This is a genomic window from Planococcus sp. ANT_H30 (assembly GCF_008369335.1).
Taxonomy (GTDB): Bacteria; Bacillota; Bacilli; order Bacillales_A; family Planococcaceae; genus Planococcus; species Planococcus kocurii.
Genome location: NZ_VOBJ01000002.1, coordinates 460,120 through 485,027, shown reverse-complemented (window position 1 = coordinate 485,027; position 24,908 = coordinate 460,120). Strand labels below are relative to the sequence as shown.

At 42.2% G+C, this 24,908-nt stretch carries 22 protein-coding genes, 20 tRNA genes, 2 rRNA genes and 1 riboswitch; of the genes, 38 read left to right on the top strand and 6 right to left on the bottom strand.

Translation table 11 applies throughout. The annotated features are described in order from the left end of the window. From FQ085_RS08395 to FQ085_RS08290, 22 genes are all read left to right on the top strand, one after another. Positions 1-125 (top strand): 23S ribosomal RNA (locus FQ085_RS08395); the annotation flags it as partial. Positions 126-264: 139 nt separating this feature from the next. Continuing rightward, a 5S ribosomal RNA gene (gene rrf, locus FQ085_RS08390) occupies positions 265-380 on the top strand. Positions 381-388: 8 nt separating this feature from the next. Then, positions 389-464 (top strand) — tRNA-Val (locus tag FQ085_RS08385). An 11-nt stretch (positions 465-475) separates the two neighbouring features. Continuing rightward, a tRNA-Thr gene (locus FQ085_RS08380) sits at positions 476-551 on the top strand. 7 nt (positions 552-558) lie between these two features. Then, positions 559-634, top strand: a tRNA-Lys gene (locus FQ085_RS08375). 20 nt (positions 635-654) lie between these two features. Continuing rightward, positions 655-739, top strand: a tRNA-Leu gene (locus FQ085_RS08370). Between the two features lie 5 nt (positions 740-744). Beyond that, positions 745-819, top strand: a tRNA-Gly gene (locus tag FQ085_RS08365). A 29-nt stretch (positions 820-848) separates the two neighbouring features. Beyond that, positions 849-937, top strand: a tRNA-Leu gene (locus FQ085_RS08360). Positions 938-968: 31 nt separating this feature from the next. Beyond that, positions 969-1,045, top strand: a tRNA-Arg gene (locus FQ085_RS08355). Between the two features lie 26 nt (positions 1,046-1,071). After that, positions 1,072-1,148 (top strand) — tRNA-Pro (locus FQ085_RS08350). 6 nt (positions 1,149-1,154) lie between these two features. Next, a tRNA-Ala gene (locus tag FQ085_RS08345) sits at positions 1,155-1,230 on the top strand. Positions 1,231-1,251: 21 nt separating this feature from the next. Continuing rightward, a tRNA-Met gene (locus FQ085_RS08340) sits at positions 1,252-1,325 on the top strand. A gap of 8 nt (positions 1,326-1,333) precedes the next feature. Further along, positions 1,334-1,410 (top strand) — tRNA-Ile (locus FQ085_RS08335). A gap of 15 nt (positions 1,411-1,425) precedes the next feature. Beyond that, positions 1,426-1,518: transfer RNA gene (locus FQ085_RS08330), tRNA-Ser, on the top strand. Positions 1,519-1,565: 47 nt separating this feature from the next. Further along, positions 1,566-1,642: transfer RNA gene (locus FQ085_RS08325), tRNA-Met, on the top strand. 3 nt (positions 1,643-1,645) lie between these two features. Further along, a tRNA-Asp gene (locus FQ085_RS08320) sits at positions 1,646-1,721 on the top strand. A gap of 17 nt (positions 1,722-1,738) precedes the next feature. Continuing rightward, positions 1,739-1,814 (top strand) — tRNA-Phe (locus FQ085_RS08315). 6 nt (positions 1,815-1,820) lie between these two features. Then, positions 1,821-1,894 (top strand) — tRNA-Gly (locus tag FQ085_RS08310). Positions 1,895-1,907: 13 nt separating this feature from the next. Continuing rightward, a tRNA-Ile gene (locus FQ085_RS08305) sits at positions 1,908-1,984 on the top strand. 1 nt (position 1,985) lies between these two features. Then, positions 1,986-2,060 (top strand) — tRNA-Asn (locus tag FQ085_RS08300). 4 nt (positions 2,061-2,064) lie between these two features. Further along, positions 2,065-2,155 (top strand) — tRNA-Ser (locus tag FQ085_RS08295). 6 nt (positions 2,156-2,161) lie between these two features. Then, positions 2,162-2,233 (top strand) — tRNA-Glu (locus tag FQ085_RS08290). A 13-nt stretch (positions 2,234-2,246) separates the two neighbouring features. Here the strand turns inward: FQ085_RS08290 and FQ085_RS08285 are convergent. Beyond that, positions 2,247-3,212: a DMT family transporter gene (locus FQ085_RS08285; RefSeq protein ID WP_058385833.1), complete on the bottom strand. Its 966-nt coding sequence runs from the start codon at positions 3,210-3,212 to the stop codon at positions 2,247-2,249. Between the two features lie 130 nt (positions 3,213-3,342). Beyond that, positions 3,343-4,254, bottom strand: coding sequence for a 1,4-dihydroxy-2-naphthoate polyprenyltransferase (locus tag FQ085_RS08280; protein WP_058385832.1), 912 nt, complete (start codon positions 4,252-4,254; stop codon positions 3,343-3,345). Positions 4,255-4,424: 170 nt separating this feature from the next. Here FQ085_RS08280 and FQ085_RS08275 point away from each other — a divergent pair, with 170 nt between their 5' ends. From FQ085_RS08275 to FQ085_RS08240, 8 genes are all read left to right on the top strand, one after another. Further along, positions 4,425-5,816 (top strand): isochorismate synthase, encoded by a 1,392-nt coding sequence (locus FQ085_RS08275; RefSeq protein WP_058385831.1) that lies wholly within the window; start codon positions 4,425-4,427, stop codon positions 5,814-5,816. Beyond that, positions 5,803-7,503, top strand: a complete 1,701-nt coding sequence (gene menD, locus FQ085_RS08270) for a 2-succinyl-5-enolpyruvyl-6-hydroxy-3-cyclohexene-1-carboxylic-acid synthase (protein ID WP_149456376.1) — start codon at positions 5,803-5,805, stop codon at positions 7,501-7,503. The genes FQ085_RS08275 and menD overlap by 14 nt, the downstream gene beginning before the upstream one ends. Next, the gene (gene menH, locus FQ085_RS08265) at positions 7,500-8,327 is read left to right on the top strand and encodes a 2-succinyl-6-hydroxy-2,4-cyclohexadiene-1-carboxylate synthase (RefSeq protein ID WP_058385829.1); all 828 of its coding nucleotides are present in this window, start codon (positions 7,500-7,502) and stop codon (positions 8,325-8,327) included. The genes menD and menH overlap by 4 nt, the downstream gene beginning before the upstream one ends. Then, entirely contained in the window at positions 8,324-9,142 is an 819-nt protein-coding gene (gene menB / locus FQ085_RS08260; RefSeq protein ID WP_038703419.1) for a 1,4-dihydroxy-2-naphthoyl-CoA synthase, read from the top strand. Before menH ends, menB begins: the two co-directional genes overlap by 4 nt. A gap of 63 nt (positions 9,143-9,205) precedes the next feature. Then, positions 9,206-10,630, top strand: a complete 1,425-nt coding sequence (locus tag FQ085_RS08255; RefSeq protein ID WP_149456375.1) for an o-succinylbenzoate--CoA ligase — start codon at positions 9,206-9,208, stop codon at positions 10,628-10,630. Further along, a complete protein-coding gene (gene menC, locus FQ085_RS08250; protein ID WP_149456374.1) occupies positions 10,621-11,724 on the top strand; it encodes an o-succinylbenzoate synthase in 1,104 nt (367 codons plus the stop codon). Before FQ085_RS08255 ends, menC begins: the two co-directional genes overlap by 10 nt. Continuing rightward, positions 11,715-12,434 (top strand): AAA family ATPase, encoded by a 720-nt coding sequence (locus tag FQ085_RS08245; RefSeq protein ID WP_149456373.1) that lies wholly within the window; start codon positions 11,715-11,717, stop codon positions 12,432-12,434. Before menC ends, FQ085_RS08245 begins: the two co-directional genes overlap by 10 nt. Positions 12,435-12,503: 69 nt before the next feature. Further along, positions 12,504-13,172, top strand: a complete 669-nt coding sequence (locus FQ085_RS08240; RefSeq protein WP_149456372.1) for an MOSC domain-containing protein — start codon at positions 12,504-12,506, stop codon at positions 13,170-13,172. A gap of 52 nt (positions 13,173-13,224) precedes the next feature. On the opposite strand, the gene FQ085_RS08235 is transcribed toward FQ085_RS08240, so the two are convergent. Then, positions 13,225-14,187: a metal ABC transporter solute-binding protein, Zn/Mn family gene (locus FQ085_RS08235; protein WP_149456371.1), complete on the bottom strand. Its 963-nt coding sequence runs from the start codon at positions 14,185-14,187 to the stop codon at positions 13,225-13,227. An 86-nt stretch (positions 14,188-14,273) separates the two neighbouring features. Beyond that, positions 14,274-14,504 (bottom strand): membrane protein insertion efficiency factor YidD, encoded by a 231-nt coding sequence (gene yidD / locus FQ085_RS08230; RefSeq protein ID WP_058385824.1) that lies wholly within the window; start codon positions 14,502-14,504, stop codon positions 14,274-14,276. Positions 14,505-14,610: 106 nt separating this feature from the next. Between yidD and FQ085_RS08225 the strand changes: the two genes are divergently transcribed. From FQ085_RS08225 to FQ085_RS08215, 3 genes are all read left to right on the top strand, one after another. Next, positions 14,611-15,057: a Dps family protein gene (locus tag FQ085_RS08225; protein ID WP_058385823.1), complete on the top strand. Its 447-nt coding sequence runs from the start codon at positions 14,611-14,613 to the stop codon at positions 15,055-15,057. 66 nt (positions 15,058-15,123) lie between these two features. After that, positions 15,124-15,582, top strand: coding sequence for an RNA deprotection pyrophosphohydrolase (gene ytkD / locus FQ085_RS08220; protein ID WP_058385822.1), 459 nt, complete (start codon positions 15,124-15,126; stop codon positions 15,580-15,582). Continuing rightward, a complete protein-coding gene (locus FQ085_RS08215; protein ID WP_058385821.1) occupies positions 15,563-16,342 on the top strand; it encodes an alpha/beta hydrolase family protein in 780 nt (259 codons plus the stop codon). The genes ytkD and FQ085_RS08215 overlap by 20 nt, the downstream gene beginning before the upstream one ends. 42 nt (positions 16,343-16,384) lie before the next feature. Here FQ085_RS08215 and pckA read toward each other — a convergent pair whose 3' ends face one another. Continuing rightward, positions 16,385-17,974 (bottom strand): phosphoenolpyruvate carboxykinase (ATP), encoded by a 1,590-nt coding sequence (gene pckA, locus FQ085_RS08210; RefSeq protein WP_058385820.1) that lies wholly within the window; start codon positions 17,972-17,974, stop codon positions 16,385-16,387. Positions 17,975-18,358: 384 nt separating this feature from the next. Next, a riboswitch (SAM riboswitch) is annotated at positions 18,359-18,471 on the top strand. A gap of 201 nt (positions 18,472-18,672) precedes the next feature. Here pckA and metK point away from each other — a divergent pair. Beyond that, positions 18,673-19,869, top strand: coding sequence for a methionine adenosyltransferase (metK, locus tag FQ085_RS08205; RefSeq protein ID WP_149456370.1), 1,197 nt, complete (start codon positions 18,673-18,675; stop codon positions 19,867-19,869). Between the two features lie 56 nt (positions 19,870-19,925). On the opposite strand, the gene FQ085_RS08200 is transcribed toward metK, so the two are convergent. Then, positions 19,926-20,441 (bottom strand): gamma carbonic anhydrase, encoded by a 516-nt coding sequence (locus tag FQ085_RS08200; RefSeq protein ID WP_071153370.1) that lies wholly within the window; start codon positions 20,439-20,441, stop codon positions 19,926-19,928. A 112-nt stretch (positions 20,442-20,553) separates the two neighbouring features. On the opposite strand from FQ085_RS08200, the gene FQ085_RS08195 reads away from it, so the two are divergent. From FQ085_RS08195 to FQ085_RS08180, 4 genes are all read left to right on the top strand, one after another. Next, positions 20,554-21,360 carry an alpha/beta hydrolase gene (locus FQ085_RS08195; protein WP_058385817.1) on the top strand — a complete coding sequence of 269 codons (807 nt, stop codon included), beginning with the start codon at positions 20,554-20,556 and terminating at the stop codon, positions 21,358-21,360. Between the two features lie 33 nt (positions 21,361-21,393). After that, entirely contained in the window at positions 21,394-22,431 is a 1,038-nt protein-coding gene (locus tag FQ085_RS08190) for an LLM class flavin-dependent oxidoreductase (protein WP_149456369.1), read from the top strand. A 267-nt stretch (positions 22,432-22,698) separates the two neighbouring features. Further along, complete coding sequence (locus FQ085_RS08185) at positions 22,699-23,781, top strand: M14 family zinc carboxypeptidase (protein ID WP_262499776.1); 1,083 nt, start codon at positions 22,699-22,701, stop codon at positions 23,779-23,781. 362 nt (positions 23,782-24,143) lie between these two features. Next, entirely contained in the window at positions 24,144-24,656 is a 513-nt protein-coding gene (locus FQ085_RS08180) for a GNAT family N-acetyltransferase (protein ID WP_149456368.1), read from the top strand. Positions 24,657-24,908 lie beyond the last annotated feature (252 nt).

Genomic DNA, 24,908 nt, shown 5'->3' with positions numbered 1-24,908 from the left:
AAGATGAGATTTCCCATTGCGCAAGCAAGTAAGATCCCTCAAAGACGATGAGGTAGATAGGTTCGAGGTGGAAGCGTAGCGATACGTGCAGCTGACGAATACTAATCGATCGAGGACTTAACCAACACATTGTATGCGAAAAACTTGCTTGTTTCACCTGTCGTTTATCCAGTTTTGAAAGAATAAGCCCAAGTTTTTGTAAAAAAAGCTTGAAAAACACCAGTACTACTGGTATAATAAATCTTGTCTTTCAAAACCAAATAGTCCAGTGATGATGGCAAAGAGGCCACACCCGTTCCCATCCCGAACACGGCAGTTAAGCTCTTTTGCGCTGATGGTAGTTGGGGGTTTCCCCCTGTGAGAGTAAGACGTCGCTGGGCAATATATCGGAGGATTAGCTCAGCTGGGAGAGCATCTGCCTTACAAGCAGAGGGTCGGCGGTTCGATCCCGTCATCCTCCACCATTTTTTCTTTTGCCGGAGTAGCTCAGTTGGTAGAGCAACTGACTTGTAATCAGTAGGTCGAGGGTTCGACTCCTTTCTCCGGCACCACTTTTTCGAGCCATTAGCTCAGCTGGTAGAGCATCTGACTTTTAATCAGAGGGTCGAAGGTTCGAATCCTTCATGGCTCACCATTTTAATTTTATATTGCCACGCGGGTGTGGCGGAACTGGCAGACGCACTAGACTTAGGATCTAGCGCCTTCGGGCGTGGGGGTTCGACTCCCTTCACCCGCACCATTTTTGCGGAAGTAGTTCAGTGGTAGAACGCCACCTTGCCAAGGTGGAGGTCGCGAGTTCGAACCTCGTCTTCCGCTCCATATTTATTTGCACGTGATACCGACCCTTAGCCGGGGTGGCGGAACTGGCAGACGCACAGGACTTAAAATCCTGCGGTAGGTGACTACCGTACCGGTTCGATTCCGGTCCTCGGCACCATCTTTTCACGAAATAGTGAATAGCATCATATGCGCCCGTAGCTCAATTGGATAGAGTACTTGACTACGAATCAAGCGGTTAGAGGTTCGAGTCCTCTCGGGCGCACCATATTTTTATACTCAGTAACTCAAGTTCGGGAAGTAGCTCAGCTTGGTAGAGCACTTGGTTTGGGACCAAGGGGTCGCAGGTTCGAATCCTGTCTTCCCGACCAAACAATGGGGCCTTAGCTCAGCTGGGAGAGCGCCTGCCTTGCACGCAGGAGGTCAGCGGTTCGATCCCGCTAGGCTCCACCAACTTTTTAAAGTAAAGATCCCGGCGGCGTAGCTCAGCTGGCTAGAGCGTACGGTTCATACCCGTGAGGTCGGGGGTTCGATCCCCTCTGCCGCCACTTTTTTAGGACCTTTAGCTCAGTTGGTTAGAGCAGACGGCTCATAACCGTCCGGTCGCAGGTTCGAGTCCTGCAAGGTCCACCATATGTATTTTATCTCGGAGGAATACCCAAGTTTGGCTGAAGGGATCGGTCTTGAAAACCGACAGGGGAGTCAAATCCCGCGGGGGTTCGAATCCCTCTTCCTCCTCCATATTTTTTAAAATGTGTGGACGAATTTCTTTTGAATTATAATATTGTCGCGGGGTGGAGCAGTTCGGTAGCTCGTTGGGCTCATAACCCAAAGGTCGCAGGTTCAAATCCTGCCCCCGCAACCAAATGGTCCCGTGGTGTAGCGGTTAACATGCCTGCCTGTCACGCAGGAGATCGCCGGTTCGATCCCGGTCGGGACCGCCATTTTCAATAAATAAAGTGGGTCAGTAGCTCAGTCGGTAGAGCATTAGATTGAAGCTCTAAGTGTCGGCGGTTCGATTCCGTCCTGACCCACCATTTTACGCGGGTGTAGTTTAGTGGTAAAACCTCAGCCTTCCAAGCTGATGATGGGGGTTCGATTCCCCCCACCCGCTCCATAATATTACATATGGGCCTATAGCTCAGCTGGTTAGAGCGCACGCCTGATAAGCGTGAGGTCGATGGTTCGAGTCCATTTAGGCCCACCATTCCGAAGTAGCTCAGTGGTAGAGCACCGCACTGTTAATGCGATGGTCGTAGGTTCGAGTCCTACCTTCGGAGCCATACTGGGGAAGTACTCAAGTGGCTGAAGAGGCGCCCCTGCTAAGGGTGTAGGTCGGGCAACCGGCGCGAGGGTTCAAATCCCTCCTTCTCCGCCAGTATTTGGCCCCTTGGTCAAGCGGTTAAGACACCGCCCTTTCACGGCGGTAACACGGGTTCGAATCCCGTAGGGGTCATTATAGAAAAGTGTTATGCATTTAATTGCATAACACTTTTTTTCGTTTTACTAGAATTAAGACTGTGAAGAATCATGCCAAGCATTACAATGAAAATTCCGATTATTGCTAAGCTTGAAGGTAAGACAATTGACAAGAAAAGTGCTTCTCCTGCTAACGCAAATAAAACTTCCATTGATTGTGTCGCTTCTACTGCTCCTAGTTTCTGCATATCGCCTCTAACTAGATCAGTCGCTTTAAAGAAGAGTACTGTTGCCATTACACCTGAACTGATTGCTACAATTAAAGTTTGTAAGCTTTGTGAAGCGCTAGGTCCACCTACAGTAACAAGCCCATATAATGATAGGATGAACCAAAAAGGTAGACTAGCTAGTGTCATGCCCAAAACCCTCTGATACGCATCCAACCTGCCTCCACATATATCCATCATTTTTCTATTTCCTAATGGGTATGCGAAAGCTGCGAGGATAACAGGGATAAAACCGAACCAAAGTGTTGAAGAAGAAACAACTGCTACATGTTCAAGTTGCATTAAACTGACTCCTGCTAATATGATAAAAGAAATCATCAAGCTTTTAACAGGAATCTTTCCTCTTAGTTGAGTAGTTTCTTTATTGCTATGTATGGTAATGAGAAATAAGGGAGCAAGTAATGTACCAGCGACTATGGTAATTTGCCATGTTCCTGCGATGAGCCAGCCAGGGGAATAGGCTGCAGCGAAACATAGTGGAGCATAGAATAAGCCAAATCCAACAAAACTCCATAAGGTCCAAGCTCTTTTGTTTTTGTTCATTTCTTGTAACAGTGGTTTTAAGTTCTTTCTTAAAACAACAATCAAAAGTAAAAAGGGAATCATGAAAAAGTATCGGAGAGACGCACTCCAGATCCAATTCCCGCCGTCAGCTTCCATCGTGGCGTTGAGTACGAAAGTAAATGCAAAGAAAAAAGCTGCAATAATGCCGATGATGATAGGTTTCACTATATATCCTCCTCATTCGAAAATTTAGAATTATTTATTTACTATAACTTATAATTAACTGTTCTTCAAAGTATTATTTTAGACAAACAAAAAAAGGATTTCTAGAGAAATCCTTTTTTGTTTGTCTATATTATAGAAGGTAATCAATCAGTAACCCAATTCCAAGTAAAAAAGCCACAAATGTATTTGTTTTTCCAGTATCTTTCATCGCCGGCATCACCTTTAGAGGTTCTGTAAAACGTTTAAAGATTTGAACGACTTTAATAGGTTTAATGACGCTTATGAAGACTAGTAAAGCCCACGGTGTCAATATTCCTACTAGGATAAGGATGACAATCCATACGTAGGCTAGAATGAAAAACCACATAAGAATATTGACAGCTGCCGGTCTTTTAACCAAAATAGCAAGTGTTTTGCGTCCACTTTCTTCGTCGCCCACAATATCGCGAATGTTATTAGCTAGCATAATAGCTGCTACTAATAATGTGCTCGGAATAGCAAGTAACGATGCTTCTAGGGTTACCATCCCCGTTTGAATATAGAAGGCAATGATTACAATCAAATAGCCCATGACTACGCCAGAGAAAAGTTCGCCAAAAGGTGTGTAGGCAATAGGATATGGCCCACCGGTATAAAAATAGCCAATCCCCATTGCAACGGCACCTACAACTAAAAGCCACCAACTAGTTAGTGAACAAATGTAGAGACCAATAACTGCAGCAATCCCGTAGAACAATAAAGCTAGAGTTAATACAGTTTTCGGTTTCACACCGTTCCGAACAATTGCACCCCCAATACCGACAGAGTTCTCATTGTCTAACCCTCTAGCAAAATCGTAATATTCATTGAACATATTAGTAGCTGCTTGAATCAATAAACTCGCAACGAGCATAGCTAGGAATAAAATCCAATCGATAGGGGAATACTGTAAAGCAATCATCGTTCCGAGGAATACGGGAGCGAAAGAAGCGGTTAAGGTATGCGGCCGAGTTAGTTGCCACCATACGCGCCATCCGCTGTCTGCTTGTAGTGAATGTGTCATATATCTCTCTCCTTTAATTCTTTCCACTCCTCATTGTACTTCAAAGTAACAGTGAATACAGCAAATGATGTGCTGATTTTAGCAGAAAAGAGTATGATAGAAGGTAGAGATTAAAAAGTAGAACGTTTGTGGAATAAACTAGACTGTTGTCTTAAAACGGAGGTAATCAGGTGAATTCAGAATCGTCTTCATCGACTCAACAATCTGCGGATAGCCAATACGAAGGCTACCGCTTTTATACGGAAACAATTGAAGTAACACGCATGTCAGCATTGGCATTTTTTGAAGCCGGCGGAAGTGACCACTCAGGAAAACGACTGTACTGGCAAAATCGGGAAAAGACCTTTACGTTGGTCGGAATCGGTCATGCCCATGTATTGTCTACAAACAAGGCAAATGGAAGATTTGAAGAAATAAAAAAAGATTGGCAGAACTTATGTCGCCAAATTGTCAATGAAGAGCATTCGGTTCAGCCGGTTCTATTTGGTGGATTTTCGTTTGATCCGTTAAACAATAAAGCGAGTGAATGGAAGAGATTTCCTCAGGCTTATTTCGCAGTGCCGACTTTTCAACTAGTGTTAAAAGGAGAACAGGCTTTTATTAGTATCCATTTAATCACTCAAAAGCAAGAGAGTTTTGCAGAATTTGAGGCGATGCGCAAAGAGCGGGATAAATTGATCCATGCAGCCCAAGTATCAGAAGTGGACAAATACGATAAACCGCAAACAACGGGTCGTATAGAACTGAAAAAACAAGCTTATTTGGATTCCATCAAACAAGTAACCGACATTATTAAAGCTAAAGAAGTTGAAAAAGTCGTTATTGCACGCACGATGAAACTGGAATTTGAAGATGTGTTTACACCGACTTCAGCATTGTATCAAGTATCTAATGAACAACCTGAAAGTTTTCTATTTGGTTTGGAGGCAGAAGACCAATTTTTCTTTGGTGCGACTCCTGAACGATTAGTAAAAGTGGAAAATCATAAAGCCCTTTCGACATGTTTAGCGGGTTCTACTCCGCGTGGAAAAACCATTGAGAAGGATACCGAACTTGGGGAAATTTTACTGAAAGATTCTAAAAATCGTGCTGAACATCAATATGTAGTAAACATGATTAGTGAAGTTTTTAGAGCGAATTGCAGTCGGACAATCGTACCCAAATTGCCGAAATTGATGAAAATTAGGGATATTCAGCATTTATATACACCGGTTGAAGGAGACTTGAATCCAGGTGCTACGCTATTTGATTTGGTGCAAGTTCTTCATCCTACGCCAGCACTCGGTGGAGAACCCAAATTACTAGCGTTGGAAATGATTCGGAACTACGAAGCAATGAATCGCGGTTATTATGCTGCGCCTGTTGGGTGGATTGATGCCAAAGGAGACGGCGAATTTGCGGTTGCTATTCGGTCGGCTTTACTAGATGGCAAAGAAGCTTATTTATATGCGGGAGGTGGAATTGTAGCAGATTCCACGCCAGAGTCAGAATATGACGAGACATGGGTTAAGTTTAGGCCGATGCTCCGGGCATTGGGAGGTCAATTGAGTGACGAGTCGTAAAGCATTAACAGAATATGTATCTGCATTCACCCATTCACTAGTTGAACTAGGCGTGGCAGCTGCAGTCATTAGTCCAGGATCTCGTTCAACACCATTAGCTTATGCTTGTATGAAACAAGAAGGCTTGACGGTATACCGTCAAATCGATGAACGTTCCGCAGCTTATTTCGCGCTGGGCATGGCGAAGGCGTCTGGTAAACCGGTGATGCTGTTATGCACATCTGGAACTGCAGCCGCTAATTATTTTCCAGCAGTCGTCGAAGCTTACTACGCACGTGTACCGTTAATCGTCGTAACGGCTGACCGACCGCACGAGTTGCGAGAAGTCGGGGCACCGCAAGCAATCAATCAAATCAATTTGTTTGGATCACATGTTAAATGGTCAACTGATTTGCCGATGCCGGAAACGGAAAATCAATTGGCGTTCTTAACGCGTCATTTGCACCGTTCTGTTCAAAATGCCAACAGTGAACCAAGAGGACCCGTGCATATCAATGTACCATTTCGTGAACCACTCGGTATTGATTTTGAACAAACTTATGAAAGTAGCGGAGACATTGCCCATTTTGGTGGAGAACTTTCCCTACCTGCCGAAAGTCGTGTGTTTTTGCAGAACGTGTTAAAAAAGGACCGGGGACTATTAATTGTTGGGGAAATGACCAAACCGATGCCACCTGAATTTTGGAAGTTTATTCAAAAGCTCAACTGGCCAGTACTTGCCGATCCACTATCGAATTTACGAGGCAATTGTCCATCAACTACAAGACATCTGATTGTTGATTCATACGATGCGTTGTTAAAAAATAAAGAGTTTAAAGAACAAGTAACCCCACAAGTCGTGTTTCGGATTGGGCCACAACCGGTTTCAAAACCACTGAGTTTGTTTTTGGCAGCAGCTAGACCTGAAACTTATGTGGTGTTTGATGAAAGTCCGATGTTGCGAGATGCGCAATCGGTAGCAACGCATCACATTCAGGCTTCTATAAATGGTTTGTGGCAATTGTCTTTAGAAATGAAACAAACGAATTCGTACCGTGAAAAATGGACCAAGGCATCCTCTTTATATTGGAAAGTTGTAGCTCTTCATAGTCAAGAAGAGTTGGATGAAGGCGTGTTAGCAAAAGTGTTTTTTGAGACATTGGAAAACTGCGATTTGATCATTGGTAGCAGTATGCCAATTCGCGACGTGGATACCTTCTTCCAATCAACAGAGCGGGATATCATGATGTATGCGAACCGTGGGACGAATGGCATTGATGGTGTGGTGTCAACGGCGTTTGGCGTACAAGCGGCAAAACAGCGACCTGCGTATTTATATATTGGCGACTTATCCTTTTTGCATGACATGAACGGCTTGATTGCGTCTAAAATGCAGGAAACCGATTTGACGATTGTTGTGATGAATAACGATGGTGGCGGCATTTTCTCTTATTTGCCTCAGTCTCAAGAAGAACGTCATTTTGAAGAACTGTTCGGTACGCCGACTGGATTAACGTTTAGCGATGCAGCGAACATGTACGATGCGCAATATGTATCTGCTGAAACGATTGCCCAATTTGCTGCCGCGTTAGATGAGCCGAAAACAAAATCAGTGAAGATTATTGAAGTGTTCACCAATCGTGAAAATAATGTGATGACACATCGTAAATTATGGAGCCGCTTTGATGAGGAGCTGGCTAAGCAATGAAACTAACAGTTAATGGAACTCACTACCATATAGAAGTAAGGAATCGAGAAAAACAAGAAACCGTAGTATTTCTGCATGGCTTTACGGGCACTACAAAAAGCTGGCACTCAGTTGCAACAGGTTGGACGGACCACAAACTTGTTTTCATTGATTTGATTGGTCACGGAAAGACGGAGAGTCCAAAATCAGTCGAATTTTATACAATGGAACGGCAACTCGCCAATTTAGATGCTTTGTTTGACCAGTTAGAGCTTGATCGCTTTTCTCTTATCGGCTATTCAATGGGCGGGCGTACAGCGCTTGCTTATGCTTGTGAATTTCCAGTGCGAGTTAGTGGATTGATTCTAGAAAGTGCTTCTCCTGGACTCCGAAGTGAAGAGGCCAGAAGAAAACGCCGAGCCAATGACGCACATCTTGTAGAGCGAATTGTTACGCAAGGTCTTGTAGGTTTTATCGATTCCTGGGAAAACATTGCATTGTTCGATAGTCAGAAATCTTTGCCAGAAAAGGTCAAGGACGCAATTCGCCAAGAACGCTTGGAGCAAAATCCAGTAGGGCTTGCGAATAGTTTACTCGGTATGGGAACCGGTTCTCAAGCTTCTTATTGGGGAGAGTTAATGTGTTTAAATATGCCGGTTTTATTGGTGACAGGGCAGTTGGACTTGAAGTTTGAGTTGATTGCTAAAGAGATGGCTAGTCTGATGCCAAAGGCCATTCATAAAACTATCGACGCAGGACATGCAATACATGTGGAAAAACCTGCTGAATTTGCTACAATAGTAAGAGAGTATTTAAGTTTGAACTATCAAGGAGGAAAATCATGACACGCGAGTGGATTACAGAACGTACATATGAAGACATTAAGTATGAAATTTTTAACGGTATTGCAAAAATTACGATTAACCGTCCGGAAGTGCGCAACGCATTCCGTCCGAAAACAGTTCATGAATTGATCGATGCGTTTTCACGTGCGCGCGATAACGCAGATGTAGGCGTTATTGTTTTAACTGGCGAAGGTGAAAAAGCTTTCTGTTCAGGTGGCGACCAATCTGTACGCGGACACGGTGGTTACGTTGGGGAAGATGAAATTCCACGTTTGAACGTATTGGATCTACAACGTTTAATCCGTGTTATTCCAAAACCAGTTGTCGCAATGGTTGCAGGTTATGCAATTGGCGGCGGACACGTCTTGCACGTTGTGTGTGACTTGACGATTGCAGCAGACAACGCACGATTTGGGCAAACAGGACCGCGCGTTGGTTCGTTTGACGCTGGCTACGGTTCTGGTTACTTGGCACGTATTATTGGTCACAAGAAAGCACGTGAAATTTGGTACTTATGCCGCCAATACGACGCACAAGAAGCACTGGACATGGGCTTAGTGAACACAGTTGTACCTCTTGAACAGTTAGAAGACGAAACGGTTCAATGGTGTCAGGAAATGCTTGAAATGAGCCCAACTGCACTTCGTTTTGTAAAAGCGGCGATGAATGCTGATACAGACGGTCTTGCTGGATTGCAGCAAATGGCTGGAGACGCAACGCTATTGTATTACACAACAGACGAAGCAAAAGAAGGACGCGATGCGTTTAAAGAAAAACGCAAACCGGACTTTGGTCAATTCCCACGTTTCCCATGATTATAGAATAATTGAAAGCTGTCCTCTTGGGGGACAGCTTTTTTTGAAGAAAGGATTTTTAACATGACCTATCCGAATTGGTTGAGTCAGCGAAGTTATTTGAGCGGGGACCGTATGGCCTTGTCGTTTGAGCAGCAGCAATGGACTTTTTCTGAAATCAATAAGATTGCACTCGATTATGCACGTAAACTTAGCGCGCTTGGCGTGAAAGAACATTCACGTGTTGCAGTATTAGCAAAATCTACTCCAGAATTTGTTTTTGTCTTGTATGGTTGTATGCATCTAGGCTGTGAAATGGTCATGCTCAATGAGCGTTTATCAAGCAATGAATTAACGTACCAAATAAACGATGCGGAAGTCGCGTTTATTTTCGTAGCTGATGTGCTAAAAGAAAAAATGGACGATTCACGCATGGTTTTATTTAGTGAAATCGAAAAAGCCAACGCCGATCAATTCGAACCGCAACAACAATGGGCAAAAGACCGGACTCTTTCGATTATGTATACGTCAGGTACTACCGGACATCCAAAAGGTGTTCGCCAAACAGCGGAAAATCATTTTTCAAGTGCTGTATCTTCTGCACTTAATATTGGCGTTGCACCGGAAGATGTTTGGCTATGTGCCGTGCCATTGTTCCATATTAGTGGATTTTCCATATTGATGAGATCGTTAATTTATGGCATGGGCGTCCGGTTATATGAGAAATTTGACGCAGAACGCAGCGCAGAAGAAATTTGTAACGGCAGCGTGACGCATATGTCGGTTGTGGGTGTGACGTTAGAACGCATATTAACGAGTGTCGAAAGAGGTTCCACGCAAGCTTCTGATCGTTTTAAAGCGGTTCTTGCTGGAGGTGGACCGATTCCCATTGCCTATATGAAACGTGCTGAAAACTGTGGGATACCGGTGTTGCAAACATACGGCATGACAGAAACATCATCGCAAACAACAACCTTACAAGTGGCGGACGCAGAGCGAAAAATTGGATCAGCGGGTAAGCCATTATTTTTATATGAAGTCAAAACGGAAAAATTGGGTGAAGTGGGAGAAATTCTGATTCGCGGTCCTCAAGTAACACCCGGCTATATCGGGAAATTTGCGGAGCGGAATGTGCAACAAGATGGCTGGCTTCATACGGGAGACATGGGTTATTTAGATGATGAAGGATTTTTGTTTGTGGTGGACCGCCGTTCGGATTTGATCGTCTCTGGTGGGGAAAATGTGTACCCAGCTGAAATTGAAAAAGTTTTATCGGGTCATCCAGCTATTCAAGAAGTTGGCGTTTGCGGGGCACCGAGTGAGAGGTGGGGAGAAGTTCCCGTGGCATTTGTGGTATTGCAACAAGACGTGACTGCAGAAGAATTGCTAGATTATTGCCGCGAGCAGTTGGCGTCTTACAAAGTGCCAAAACAATTGACGGTTGTTGAGTCGTTGCCGCGCAATGCTTCCAACAAGCTGCTGAGAAGAGAGCTGAGAGCATGGGTATAACCATTAAAGAGATTGGCTTTAAGAAAGTACGAAGACCGCTCAAAACCCCTTTTAAATCTGTTTTACAGCAAGTAGATCAGCGGGAAGTAATTGTTGTAAGTGTACGAGACGAGTCAGGAGACATTGGCTACGGAGAATGTGTAGCATTTGAAACTCCTTGGTATACAGAAGAAACCATTACCAGCTGTCGTTTTGTAATTGAGCACGTGTTACTGCCACTACTCACGGGTCAAAATTTTCAACATCCAAAAGAAGTTTGGGAACTGTTCAAAGCTGTGAAAGGCAATCGGATGGCAAAAGCAGCCGTAGAAATGGCTGTGTGGGATTTGTTTGCAAAACAGCAACAGCAGCCGCTTTGGCAATTTGTCGGTGGCACTTTGAAAGCAGTTCCTGCTGGCATCGTTGTAGCTGCAGATCCGTCTCAAATAGGAGACCGAGTAGCGCAAGCGAACAATGCGGGGTACAAGCGTATCAAAATCAAAATTCATCCAGATACAGATCCGTTTGTGTTGAAATCTGTTGTTACTAACTATCCCGAGCTATTATTTTTTGCGGATGCCAATGGTAGTTTCAACAAAGCCAATTTTGAACGGTTAAAAGAATTTGATGATGTTGGGTTCACGCTTATTGAACAGCCGTTTGGAGAGCGTGAGTGGGCGTTACATGCGCGAGCAAAAGCGCAACTCAACACTAAAATTTGTTTGGACGAGAGTATTTCTAGTGTAGATGATGTTCAGCAAATGATCGATATGAAAGCAGGAGACATTGTCGTGTTAAAAATGAGTCGTCTTGGAGGCTGGACAGAAACCTTGAAAGTGGTGGAATTGTGTCGTGAGCATTCTATAGGCATGTGGGTGGGGGGCATGATTGAATTTGGCGTATCAAAGGCTCATAATTTAGCGCTGGCGTCGTTACCAGGTATAGAATATCCAGGTGATTTTTCTGCTTCTACTCATTTTTGGGAAAAAGATATAATCGAGCCGGAAATTTTTGTCGACAATGGTGAGATCCAGTTAAGTCAGCTTACAGGAATCGGTTATAAAGTAGACACTGCTCATTTAAGCCCTAGCGAGGAGGCGAAGGAATGTTTTTGACTGGCATCCGTTTATTGAGAGACCAAGTAGAGGATTTTGAACAATACCCTTTTACAGTACCTGCGGTAAACAGTATGAAACAAGTCAAGCTGAGCAACCCCATTACCTTTTTTGTTGGAGAAAATGGGTCGGGCAAGTCAACATTACTCGAGGCCATCGCAGATAAATGCGAATTTAATACAGCGGGAGGTGGACGCAACAATAACTATGACGTACACGCTTCTGAATCGGTGTTGGGTGAGTACATTCGATTATCCTGGATGCCGAAAGTGACCAATGGATTTTTCATGCGCGCTGAATCATTTTATCATTTTGCGACACATTTAGAAGATGTGGATGAAGATGGATTTCAGTCATATGGAGGTCGTTCGTTGCACAAGCAATCTCACGGGGAATCGTTCTTGTCTTTATTTTTGAATCGCTTTAATGGGCGAGCACTGTATTTGCTTGATGAGCCAGAAGCCGCATTGTCCCCCCAACGACAATTGACATTTTTGAGGATTTTAAAAGACTTGACTACACAAGAGAATTGTCAATTTATCATTGCGACACATTCACCTATTCTTCTTGGATATCCAGATGCACAAATTTTAAGTTTTGACGGAGGAGCGATTGAAGAAATCGATTATGAAATGACCGACCATTACCGAATCACCAAATATTTTTTAGATCATCGCGAAAAGTTTTTAAATGAAATTTTAGAAAATTGATGGTCTGATGTATAATACAGAAAAGTAAATCAGAGTCGATTAGCTGACGGATCAAAAGGTGGGGGATGTATGAGAAGTTCAGAAAAAGCGGTCATCAAAAATTTTGCGATTGGTTTACCTGAGAAAATGACCTATGAAAACGGCAAGGAAATGGAAACCGCTATTCGTAAACAACAAGCGCAAACGGTGTTGTTAACTAAGGACGGTTTTCAAGGAGATGGTGTCGCAGATCTTAAGCATCACGGAGGTCCAGAACGTGCCGTGTGCATTTATTCGTATGAACATTATGCTTATTGGAAGGACCAATTTAAAGTTCAGTTACCCCCTGCTGCTTTTGGCGAAAATTTAACGGTGACAAATATGTTAGAGCGAGACGTCTGCATTGGGGACATTTTTCAAGTGGGAGAGGCTATTATTCAAGTGACGCAAGGAAGAGTTCCTTGTAATACCATTGACAGGCGACTGGACATGAAGCCTTTACTAAAAGAAATGGTGAAAACGGGCTTTACTGGTTATCTTTGCCGTGTACTAGAAGAAGGCATTGTGAGAGCCGATTCATCGATTCGTCTAGTAGCAAAAAGCCCACAACAAGTATCGGTTCTATATGCCAATGAAATCAATTTCCATAGACCAAGAGACATCGATGGGATCGTCAAAGTATTGGAAGTAGAAGAACTCGCAGCTGAATGGCGGCAATTTTTGACCAAACGACTAACTAAATTAACATCGGGTAGCTAATATGAAAAAAAGAAAGGCATAGCAGAGAAGGTCTCTCTGCTGTGCCTTTTTGCTATTTTAGAATGGTCTCAAGTACTTGAAGATTTTTTTCCATCAAGGTAAAATATGTTTCTTCATTGTCGATGTTTTCTTGTGTCAAAACGCCAAGATTGTGCATTTGGATTGCTTCAGCACCTACTTCTTTTCGAATAACCTCTGTCAGGTTAGACGAAACATTTTGTTCAAAGACGATATACTCTAAGTTTTTTTCTTTCGCTAAATCAACAATCTCTGTTAACTCTTTTTGCGAAGGCTCATCCTGGCTATTTAGCCCAGCGATTGCCATTTGTTCAAAACCGTAAGGCTCTGACAAGTAGCCAAAAGCCTCATGGGAAACGAAAAAGGTGTCTTTCGTGACGCGCTCAGATAGCGCAGCGAACGAACGGTCTAAGGTTTCGAGCTCAACAACTAATTCTGTGTAGTTGCTTTCGTAAGTTTCTGCGTTTTCTGGGTCGGCTGTTATCAAGGAATCTTTAATCGATTCTGCTAATTTCTCGCTTAGTACAGGAGACATCCAGACGTGCGGGTCAGTTGAACCGTGATCATGACCATCGTCGCTTGCAGATTCTTCAACATGGGCTTCTTCTGTATGGCCAAGTACCGCTTCAAAATCTTCCTCTGTCATTGTTTCGGCTGTCGCTACAAATTCAACATTTTCATTTTTCAATGTTTTTTGAGCTTTGTCGATAAACCCTTCAAGACCCAGACCAATCGAGAACATCAAATCTGCATCTGCGAGTTGAATCATTTCTTGTTGTGTGGGTTCAAAGGTGTGTTCATTGGAACCGGCAGGATAAATTGACTGAACATCAATCAAATCACCACCGATGCGCTCCGTAAAATAAGTTAGTGGATAAACCGTTGTGTAAATTTGTAGCTTCGAAGCATCAGTATCGATACTTTGCGCTTCATCACTTGTTTTTCCACAAGCTGCTAATAATAAAACAATAGAGATTAGTAATAGTATTTTTTTCATATTTTCCTCCAAAATGTAATGATTACGTTTTAATGACTAGTTGAATATTACAGTATACGCAATAAAAACACAAGAAAAACCACCAATTATTTTTTTGGTGGCCATTCTTCAGGGACGAAATCGATTCCCCCTTTATGGAAAGGATGGCAGCTTAAAATGCGTTTCGCGGCTAGATATCCGCCTTTTAACGCGCCATGCTTTTCGACAGCTTCAATGCCGTAATGCGAACATGTTGGATAAAATCGGCAGCTTGGGGGTGATAAAGGAGAGATGAATCGTTGATAAAAACGGAACATCCGTAGTAAAGTCGTCTTCATAAAATTTCAACTCTTTTCGCAGAATTACTTCATATGTTTATTGTAGGGGCATCAGTGGTATAAATAAAGTATATGAACTTATCAAAAAAATGGAGTGTGATCGGAAATGTCAAACGAATTAAACCAAGAACTAAACGTACAGGTGGCAACATGGTCTGTTGCTTATACAAAATTACATAATTTCCATTGGTATGTAAAAGGCCCTTCGTTTTTTACATTGCACGTAAAATTTGAGGAATTATACAATGAAGCGACATTGCATATGGATGAGATTGCAGAACGGTTATTAGCGCTTGGTGGAAAGCCGGTCGCTACAATGAAAGAACAGCTAGCGCTTTCTGTGATCGAAGAAGCGAATAGCAAGGAGTCGGCTGAGGAAATGGTAGATACTGTTGTGAGTGATTACGATAAAATTATGAAATCACTGAAAAAAGGAATGCATTTGGCAGCTGAAGATGGTGACGACATGACAGAAGACATGTTGAATGCCATTCATCAAAACCTTGAAAAACATTCTTGGATGTTATCAGCATTCTTGGGCGAAAAGAAGTAAGATAGAATTATACAAGCGTACACTGAAATTTAGTGTACGCTTTTCTTATGGCATTGAGGTGAAAAAATGCATTATCGAGACTTGAACGGCTACTTATGTGAACTATCATTTGAAAAAAATAGCTTTTCTATTGAAAGTAGACATGTATTGGTAATCTGTAGCGATAACGGAAAGTGGGTACTGACCAAGCATAATGAGCGAGGGTTAGAATTTCCAGGTGGCAAAGTAGAAGTGGGGGAAAGTTTACAGGAGGCTGCCAAGAGGGAAGTTTACGAAGAAACTGGGGCGCATATCAAAAACTTAGACTGGTTTGCTGAATACGTGGTGTATTCAGAGAAACCGTTTTGCAAAACGGTTTTTGTCGCAGAGGTAGAAGGAATAGACCGAATTTCCCTTCTTGAAACAGAGGGAATCGTCTTGTTAAAAGAATTAAAGACAACTAGCCACTTTAGTTTTTTAATGAAAGATGAAGGAATGAGTAAAATAATAGAAAAGGTGAAGCAGCTTGAAAAATGGAACGATTAGATCGAAGAGACCTTATCCATCGCCGAATCCACACGTTCGGTTATCAGAAATTGTTTACTGGTCAGAAGGATTACGCGTAAAAGGAATGCTAGCTGAACCGAAAAAAAGAGGAAGCAATAGTGGCATCTTGTATTTAAGAGGAGGCATTCAGTCGATTGGGATGGTACGTCCTGCACGAATCGCTCAATTTGCCGCACAAGGCTTTGTGGTGTTTGCTCCGTATTATCGAGGCAATCGAGGCGGTGAAGGCCGTGATGAATTTGCAGGAGAGGACAGGTGGGATGCCGTTCATGCTGTCGATGTTTTAAAAAAATTCAGTAATGGAAATGTCCACTTACTGGCATTTTCACGAGGCGGGATTATGGCATTATGGACAGCTATTTTGCGTCAAGATATTAGGTCGGTTGTTACATGGGCAGGTGTTACAGATACGGTATTAACGTATAAAGAACGTCCGGATATGCGTCGCATGATGAAGCGACTTTACGGAGGAACGCCGAACACCGCTTTAACTCAATTTGAAGAGCGCAACCCATTATTGCGGATTGAAGAAAATACTGCGCCCGTTTTGATCATTCACGGTTTACTAGATGACAATGTCTCACCCGGACAAGCATATTTGTTAGAAGAGGCATTAAAGTTAAAGGATCAGCCGCATGAAACATGGTATTTTCCAGATTACACGCACTTTTTTCCACCTGCAGCGAATTGGAAAACAGTCAAAGCAGTTTGTCTGTGGATGAGAGAAAAAGAAAAGTAAAAAAACCCGTTCGGAATAAAATCCGAACGGGTTTTTGCAAGATTATTTTTGAGTTGGTCCGCCTAGCACGCTGATTTCAGGTGCGACAGTGCCGAACTTTTTAAAGTTTTCTTGGAATTCTTGCGCCAATTCATTTGCTTTTTGGTCATAAGCTGCTTTGTCTGACCATGCATGGCGTGGGTTTAATACTTCACTTGGAACTCCAGGTACTTCAGTTGGAATTTCAAAACCGAAGACTGCTTCTTTTTCAGTTGGCACTGTGTTTAATTCGCCTTTGATCGCAGCGCGAACCATTGTGCGTGTGTAAGAAAGTTTCATACGGCTACCGACTCCGTATACGCCACCAGTCCATCCAGTGTTAACGAGGAAAACTTGAGCGCCGTGCTCGTCGATTTTCTTACCAAGCATTTCAGCGTAAACTGTTGCGTGCAACGGCAAGAAAGGTGAACCGAAGCATGTAGAGAATGTTGCTTCAGGTGAAGTGATTCCGCGCTCTGTTCCAGCAAGTTTCGATGTATAGCCGCTTAAAAAGTGGTACATTGCCTGTTCTTTTGTTAATTTACTGATTGGAGGCAATACGCCAAATGCGTCAGCAGTCAAAAAGACAATTGTTTTCGGATGTCCTGCAACAGAAGGGTCTACAATATTGTCGATTGCTTGCATTGGGTATGCTGCACGTGTGTTTTCAGTTAATGAACCGTCATTATAATTTGGAATGCGTGTTTCAGGGTCCACTACTACGTTTTCAAGTACTGAACCAAAACGGATTGCGTCGTAAATTTGTGGTTCATTTTCACGAGACAAATTAATCGTTTTAGCGTAGCAACCGCCTTCAATGTTAAATACGCCGTTATCTGACCAGCCGTGCTCATCATCACCGATTAGTTTGCGATCACCGTCAGCTGATAAAGTTGTTTTACCTGTTCCGGATAAACCGAAAAATAAAGTTACGTCGCCTTCTGGACCAACGTTTGCTGAACAATGCATAGGTAAAATTCCTTTTTCAGGAAGTAAGTAGTTCATGATAGAGAAAATTGATTTTTTCATTTCGCCAGCGTACTCAGTGCCGCCGATCAAAATAATGCCTTGCTCCATCGATACAATGATAAATGTTTCAGAAGCTGTACCATCAACTGCAGGGTCTGCTTGAAAAGTCGGAGCGTACACAACTGTGAATTCAGCTTCGTGTGTTTGCAATTCTTCAGCTGTAGGCCGGATGAACAATTGGTGAGCAAATAGATTATGCCATGCGTATTCATTGATTGTTTGGATGGGCACACGTGATTCATGGTCGGCTCCGGCAAATCCTTTGAATACATAAAGCGCATCTTTGTCTTTAAGGTGCTTAATCACTTTAGCGTAAAGCTTTTCAAATACTTCGCTTGAAATCGGACGGTTCACATTGCCCCAGTCGACTTTGTTTTTAGAACTTTCTTCTTCCACCATGTATTTGTCTTTCGGTGAGCGGCCAGTATATTTTCCTGTTTCCGCTGTTACAGCGCCTTCCCGAGTTAATACTGCTTCTTTGCGGGATGTTGCCGCTTCCACTAATTGTGGCACTGATAATTGAACATGCACATTTTGGCCAGTCAAAAGATCTTTTAAATCGTTTGCAAAGTTCACTGAAGTCATATATATGTACCTTCCTTTTCTGTTATTCCCATAATGGGGAGGATGTATATTCGTTCATTAGTATAACACATTAGCTTTATTAGTCTACACTAATCCACTGGGGAAATTAAAAAATATTAGAGGATAGCTCCGACAATACGTAGAATTATTTCTATAATTTCTAAATAGTACTGATGCCTTTTAAAGCGGTTTTCTACAGTGTACAATGGCTTTGTGTGAACAGAGATATTACTGAATAGTTTGGTTTTTTACTTGCGGGAATCTAAAGTTTAGTAGAATAGCATAATCAAAAAATCATTGTTTTTATTTGAAGAATGTAATTTTATTTTCGAAAATTGTTGACATCGCTTTGCTAATTCCGTATGATGAAAAATTGAACGGATACTCTTATTCCGAGCTGGTGGAGGGGGCAGGCCCTATGAAACCCGGCAACCTGCTGCTTTTGCAGTGATGGTGCCCAACCTGACACAAGGTGCACAGACCTTGGATGATAAGAGTGAAAGGTGCTAATGATGATTCTTCCTTTCCTCATGACGAATGAGTGAAGGGATTTTTTTGTGAAATGCCCTTAATCCTCGTGTGAAAGGCCACAAACGGCTTGAAGTTCAATCCAGATTGTCTGGAACGGACTTGACATGGGAAACGAGTACCGTATCAATTTCGAGAGCAATCTCGCAGGATATAAGGAGGAACATTTTTTGAAAAACCGTCGATTATTTACATCAGAATCAGTAACAGAAGGACATCCAGATAAAATTTGTGATCAAATCTCAGATGCTATTTTGGATGCCATTTTAACCGAGGATCCAAATGCACGCGTTGCGTGTGAAACGACCGTTACGACAGGACTCGTTCTAGTAGCCGGAGAAATTACCACTTCTACGTATGTGGATATTCCGAAAGTCGTTCGACAAACGGTAAGAGAAATTGGCTATACGCGAGCTAAATATGGTTTCGACTCAGAAACAAGTGCAGTTCTTACCGCAATCGATGAGCAATCACCGGACATCGCTGCTGGAGTAAACGTAGCGCTTGAATCACGCGAAGGCCAAATGACAGATAAAGAGTTAGACGATATCGGTGCAGGTGACCAAGGGTTAATGTTTGGATATGCGAACAACGAAACAGAAGAGTTAATGCCCTTGCCAATTTCATTGGCACATAAATTGGCACATCGTTTGGCTGAAGTACGCAAAGAAGAAATTCTTCCATACTTGCGTCCAGATGGCAAAACGCAAGTGACCGTTGAATATGACGAAAACAACAAACCGCTTCGTGTGGATACCATTGTTATCTCAACTCAACATCATCCAGAAGTAACGTTAGAACAAATTCAACGTAATATTAAGGAATACGTCATTAACGAAGTTGTTCCAGCAAAGTGGATCGATGAAGAAACAAAATATTTTATCAACCCAACTGGCCGTTTTGTTATCGGTGGACCTCAAGGAGATGCAGGTTTAACTGGACGTAAAATCATCGTAGATACATACGGTGGTTATGCTCGTCACGGTGGCGGCGCATTCTCAGGGAAAGACGCAACAAAAGTTGACCGTTCAGCGGCTTACGCGGCACGTTATGTTGCAAAAAACATTGTCGCAGCTGGCCTTGCAGATAAGTGCGAAGTGCAACTAGCTTATGCAATTGGTGTAGCACATCCTGTATCGATCGCATTTGATACGTTTGGAACTGGCATCGTTGATGAAGACACATTAGATGATTTGGTACGTGCAAACTTTGACTTGCGTCCTGCTGGCATCATTAAAATGTTGGATCTACGTCGCCCGATCTACAAGCAAACGGCAGCTTACGGACATTTTGGCCGTACGGATGTTGATTTGCCGTGGGAACGTACAGACAAAGCAGCGATCTTAAAAGAACAAGCTGGCGTATAAGTTAACAAAACGAAAAGGACGACTAGGCAGTGATGCCCGGTCGTCCTTTTTTATTGTTACTTTTTTTGGAGTGATTTATAATAAGCTGCTTTTTCTGCATACTCTCGAACAATACGTTCCATATCTTCTTTATCGTCTTCACGAAGTTCGCGGACGACTTTCGCGGGGCGTCCGAGTGCTAGCATGCCAGGAGGGATAACTTTTCCAGGCGGTACGAGACTACCCGCACCAATAAATGCGCCTTCTCCGATTTCAGCGCCGTCAAGAATAATCGAACCCATGCCGACGAGAGCACCTTTACGAACAATGCAACTGTGAAGTGTAACTTGATGGCCAATGGTCACGTCATCTTCAAGAAGCAAGGTTTTACCCGGGCTTTGATGAAGCATGCAGAGGTCTTGAATGTTGACTTTATCGCCAATAATCGTCGGAGAGACATCCCCGCGAATCACCGTATTAAACCACACAGAAGAGTCTGTGCCAATTGTCACATCACCAGAAATTGTGACGTAGTCTGCAATGAAAACAGATGGATCGATTTTAGGGAATTTGTCTTTAAATGGATAAATCATAGCAAAGCTCCTTTAAACAAGATAAGATATTCTTAATCGTAACAAATCAAATCAAAACGTCAAATTAACAGACAACATCAAGAATTGATTAGCAGGGAAAGGAAGTTGGATTATGTGGAAATGGCAGGCTGAAGGATCAGCAAAGGCAGTAGTTGTGTTCATACATAGTGCGTATGAACAACACCTGCGCTATGCATGGCAAATTGAAAAATGGCGATCGGCAGGATTTGACGTATATACAGGAGATTTACCGGGCCATGGCAAAAATGCGGGAGCGGACAAAGTTCACCGAGAATCGTTTGATGACTATGAACAGGCAGTAAATGAGTTGCTGAGACTGTCGTCAGAAAATGAGTTGCCAGTATTTGTCATTGCCCATGGACTGGGCGCAACCATTGCGATGAATGTCTTAGGGAACCGGAAATTCAATGTAGCCGGAGTTATTTTTACGTCGCCTTGGTTGCAGTTAAAAAAATTGCCACCGAAAGCGCCAAACGCATTTCCGGGAGTTGCGCAATTGACTGGCCGCAGAAAGATGGATCATGGCATCGAATTACGCCACCTGACACGCGATCGTTTTTCTTATAGTCAAGAAACCGAAAGCAAGCGGTATCAAACGGTTATTACTGCAAGTTGGTATAAAGAAGTGCAGAGTTATATGAAAGAAACGGCTGCAAGTATTGACAGGTATCCGCAGATTCCGACTTGTTTGTATACAGCAGAGCGAGATTTGATTGTTGAGAAAGAAGTAGCTCGTCAATGGTTACTAAAGCAACAACTAAACGAATTCAGCTACAAAGAATGGAAATTCTGCTATCACGATATTTTCCAAGAACCTGAAAAAGAAGAAGTCTTTCTAGCAGCGCAGGCGTTTATTCATACAGTTTTGCGCTCTGTCGGTTACTTGGTTGAAGAATAAGCTGTTTGTTTTTTTGTAAAGGAGAGAATTTTTATGGCATTAAAGTATAGCCTATTAGACCAATCACCAATTTCAGAAGGCAGCACACCGCAGGAGGCATTAAAGCATACCGCCATTCTTGCACAACAAGCTGAAAAGTGGGGTTATACACGCTTTTGGGTGTCTGAGCATCATGATGCAACAACGCTAGCCGGATCTTCTCCAGAAGTGCTGATTGCGCATCTAGGAGCTGTGACTCAAACAATACGGCTAGGTTCTGGTGGCGTCATGCTGCCACATTATGCTGCTTTTAAAATTGCGGAAAACTTCAAATTGCTGGAAGCCTTATATCCTGGAAGAATCGATGCAGGAATGGGACGAGCACCTGGTGGTATGCCACGTGCTTCTTATGCATTAAATGAAGGGAAAAAGCGAGACAGTAGTCTATTTCCTAAACAAATAGACGAGCTCTGTATGTACTTAAACGATGCTATTCCAGAAGACCATCCATACTTTGGCATGAAAGCAACGCCGGTTACGGTAAATACGCCACCCATCTGGATTTTAGGATCTAGTGAAAATTCAGCACGGCTAGCAGCTGAAAAAGGATTGCCTTATATGTTTGCTCACTTTATCAATGGAGAAGGCGGCCAAAACTTTACAAAAGAATACCGAAAACAGTTTAAGTCAATTGATGGCAGTAACCCTTATGTCGGTATTGCCATTTTTGTAGTCTGCCAAGAAACACCTGAACTAGTAGAGTGGATCGCCTCTTCTTTAGATTTATCATTATCCATGAGTGCGCAAGGGATGCCCTCAAACGGCACACCGCCACCTGAAAAAGCAAGTGCTTATCCATACTCGAAATTCGAAAAGCAATTAGTCGCTGAAAATCGTCGTCGCATGGTAGTGGGCACGTCGCAACACGTTGTAGACCAACTCGAAACAGTAGCTTCAGAATACGAAGCAGACGAAGTCATGCTAGTTTCAGCAACGTACGATTTTAAGGACAAACTCAAAACCTTTGAATTGATTGCTGAAGAAATGAAAAGACGTAGACAAACTGACATTTCTTTATTCACAGATCAATAATAAATACATTTTATATTCTAACCACTTCCACTAGAGGAAGTGGTTTTTTGATGCTAAGAAGAAAGTTATAGTGTTCAATATGACTAATAGACTGTTAATTTAAAATATACTGATTCCATTTGTTCATTTTAAAATCAATTAAAGGATTTCAATCAATAAAGAAGGAAGAACTTAGTGTGACGAAATACTTTGGAGCGGAGGCTACAGATGGAGCTGAATTGTTTTTCTTAAGACCGTTTCTAAAAAAATCATAGGGGTGGAAAATGGATGAAGAAAATGAATGTGACGAAAACAGCTAACAAGAAGATGATTCGCAAAAAAATGATGACATTAACAATTGCCGGAGCGATGGTTTTGAGCGCTTCTCCTTTTATGTCGCCTGTTGTCGGAGCAGTGGGGGATGGACCAGCTTATGGTGGCAACGAAACCATCAACACATCCATACTAACAACATATGATGAAATGGCGGATTTTTTACAAACACAAGAAGCCAAACAAAAAAATATGGAACTTGAAGTAATTGGACAAAGTATTAAAGGGCGTGATTTGTACTTAGTTAAGTATGTGACAAATCCTGAAAATCCAACCATTCTTTTTCTCACTCAACAACATGGCAACGAACAATTGACAACAGAAGGCGCGCTTGAATTTATCAAACACCTTGGAACAGGCAAGATGAAAGGGGTAATAGATGGCGTCAATATGTTAATCGTGCCGATGCTCAATCCAGATGGAGCAATGGGAGATGTGAATTTTTCATTAGATGATTACATAGCGAAAGGAGAGCGGAATCTCACACGCTATAACGCGGACGGCATTGATTTGAACCGTGATCACATTACCAAAATTCAACCTGAAACAAAAGCCTTCCACGAAAATGTGATGAGAAAATATGATATTGATTACATGATTGATTTGCATCATCAAGGTACTCAAAGTGAGCGAGATGGAGAACTGGTATCCGGTTCTATTTTGTACCCGACAACACCGAACGTTGACCCGGATGTACTTCTTAAATCCAAGCAGCTGGGAGCTGTAGTATTCGATGCTATCGATTCAAAAGGATGGGGCCATTTAGGCAAGTACAGAGGCGGAAATGCAGAAACCATTAGTCGAAATGGCATTGCAGTCGAGTATGGAATTTCTACCCTGTTATTCGAAATGCGCGGCATGTCGGATCATTCTTACGAGTCGTATGTTTTGGGACAAAAGAGCAATGGCTATCTAATTAAACAAACCATCACGACACTCGATGCAACAGTTCGTGCAATTGCGGATGATTCTATTGCAGATGCGGACATCTCATTCTGGGATACACTTTCTTATCAAGAAAACCGTACATCTGAGTGAGATGTGAATATGTAAGGAACGAATTACTATTTTAACTTTAGTGTTAACGGAATATAGACGCTAATAGGAATGGGACTAAGAAAAGCGTTCGTAAATGTATATGTAAAATATGAACGTTCGTAAAGTGTCTAGATACGTTTACGAACGTTCTTTTTTTAGTTTTTGTGCTGTTTTTAGAGTGTTCGTAAAAGTGTACTTTTGCGAACGTTTCTGTTTCCAAAATTATCTAGCTATTATTCAAAGCTCTGAGTATATTTAGTTAAACGAGGAAAGTAATCATACTCCTTTTTTAGAAGTGAAAAATAAGCTTCAAGAATTTATAAAAGGAACGATTTAAATAAAAAAAGTTCGGGGGAACAGAAATGAATGAAAAACAGAACCTTTCATCATACATTCAACTTAGACCTATAGCTATACATGATTATGAAAGGGTTTTAAAATGGAGCAAAGACGACTCCTTTTGTTTGGCTAATGGATGGGAGATAAACAGAAATCCTGAAGAATTGTATAGATGGTGGCTTCTTTGTGTTAACAATGTATCAAACGACTTTATTCGAATGGGAATAGAATATGACGGGAATTTAGTCGGATATGCAGATTTGGCTAATATTAAGGATTATACGGCGGAGTTAGGTATTGCAATAGGGAACAGTGAATTATGGGGAAAAGGAATTGGATATAACTCTTTCAAATGTATGATGAAGTTTGCAGCAGATCAATTAGGAATTATGATTTTTAAAGCAGAAACAAATGAAGCAAATTTGCGTTCACGAAAAATGCTTAAAAAGATTGGTTTTAAAGAAATCAGCAGAGTAGGAAGTGAAGAATACTTAGGAATGATTGGCTTGCTTATACAATATAGATTAGAAGTGTGAAGGGGGAATTTCGATTTGAATATTTCCTTTCTTACAGAAAAATAGCATTCTAAGACAAAGCTGTATAGCAAGTTTACATATCCCGAATTATCGGAAGTCTCCTAATTAAAGAGAAAGAAGATGCTATTGACTAAGCATCTTCCTTCTTTTCTTAATGGCTCTTATAATTTATAATTTGTAAAAAAAATCGAATAACAAATACGGAACTGCGATTTCGATCTATATCCTTTTTCTCGTCAAGTTTATTTAGAA

Bases quoted from the DNA above. Each gene is read 5' to 3' on its own strand.
- FQ085_RS08245 (WP_149456373.1), top strand. From the start codon at position 11,715: ATGTTTTTGACTGGCATCCGTTTATTGAGAGACCAAGTAGAGGATTTT.
- FQ085_RS08180 (WP_149456368.1), top strand. From the start codon at position 24,144: ATGAATGAAAAACAGAACCTTTCATCATACATTCAACTTAGACCTATA.
- menH (WP_058385829.1), top strand. From the start codon at position 7,500: ATGAAACTAACAGTTAATGGAACTCACTACCATATAGAAGTAAGGAAT.
- FQ085_RS08195 (WP_058385817.1), top strand. From the start codon at position 20,554: ATGTGGAAATGGCAGGCTGAAGGATCAGCAAAGGCAGTAGTTGTGTTC.
- FQ085_RS08185 (WP_262499776.1), top strand. From the start codon at position 22,699: ATGAAGAAAATGAATGTGACGAAAACAGCTAACAAGAAGATGATTCGC.
- FQ085_RS08225 (WP_058385823.1), top strand. From the start codon at position 14,611: ATGTCAAACGAATTAAACCAAGAACTAAACGTACAGGTGGCAACATGG.
- yidD (WP_058385824.1), bottom strand. From the start codon at position 14,504: ATGAAGACGACTTTACTACGGATGTTCCGTTTTTATCAACGATTCATC.
- FQ085_RS08240 (WP_149456372.1), top strand. From the start codon at position 12,504: ATGAGAAGTTCAGAAAAAGCGGTCATCAAAAATTTTGCGATTGGTTTA.
- FQ085_RS08280 (WP_058385832.1), bottom strand. From the start codon at position 4,254: ATGACACATTCACTACAAGCAGACAGCGGATGGCGCGTATGGTGGCAA.
- FQ085_RS08190 (WP_149456369.1), top strand. From the start codon at position 21,394: ATGGCATTAAAGTATAGCCTATTAGACCAATCACCAATTTCAGAAGGC.
- menC (WP_149456374.1), top strand. From the start codon at position 10,621: ATGGGTATAACCATTAAAGAGATTGGCTTTAAGAAAGTACGAAGACCG.
- ytkD (WP_058385822.1), top strand. From the start codon at position 15,124: ATGCATTATCGAGACTTGAACGGCTACTTATGTGAACTATCATTTGAA.
- pckA (WP_058385820.1), bottom strand. From the start codon at position 17,974: ATGACTTCAGTGAACTTTGCAAACGATTTAAAAGATCTTTTGACTGGC.
- FQ085_RS08235 (WP_149456371.1), bottom strand. From the start codon at position 14,187: ATGAAAAAAATACTATTACTAATCTCTATTGTTTTATTATTAGCAGCT.
- FQ085_RS08200 (WP_071153370.1), bottom strand. From the start codon at position 20,441: ATGATTTATCCATTTAAAGACAAATTCCCTAAAATCGATCCATCTGTT.
- FQ085_RS08255 (WP_149456375.1), top strand. From the start codon at position 9,206: ATGACCTATCCGAATTGGTTGAGTCAGCGAAGTTATTTGAGCGGGGAC.
- menB (WP_038703419.1), top strand. From the start codon at position 8,324: ATGACACGCGAGTGGATTACAGAACGTACATATGAAGACATTAAGTAT.